This window comes from Escherichia sp. AM3, assembly GCF_032029835.1.
GTDB classification, from domain to species: Bacteria; Pseudomonadota; Gammaproteobacteria; order Enterobacterales; family Enterobacteriaceae; genus Escherichia; species Escherichia coli.
Map to the genome: position 1 here is coordinate 1 of NZ_JAVUPQ010000762.1, position 322 is coordinate 322.

The following is a 322-nucleotide window of genomic DNA, read 5'->3' on the forward strand; positions in this document are numbered from 1 at the left end:
AGCGTATCCAGTACGGATTTGGGTACGAAAACCACATCATCGTTTGATTACGGCACTAAATCCACGAATAACACTGGTGCGCATACCCATAGTTTAAGTGGCAGCACGAATGCAGCTGGTAATCACAGCCATAGAGATGGCCGTCGATTTAACCCCAGTGTTTTTAAAGATACTTATCAATATGGTTATACAAGCTCAGGTCAAAATACCTGGGGTGTACAAGGCTCAGTAGGTATGTCTACGGGGTGGTTAGCGGATACCAGTACAGATGGTAATCATAGCCATTCACTGTCCGGCACAGCAGCATCTGCAGGTGCACACG

The 322-nt window shown here is 46.6% G+C and carries 1 pseudogene; it reads left to right on the forward strand.

Annotated elements, in window-relative coordinates:
- Positions 1 to 322, forward strand: a pseudogene (locus tag RTW80_RS28245) (hypothetical protein); the annotation flags it as partial.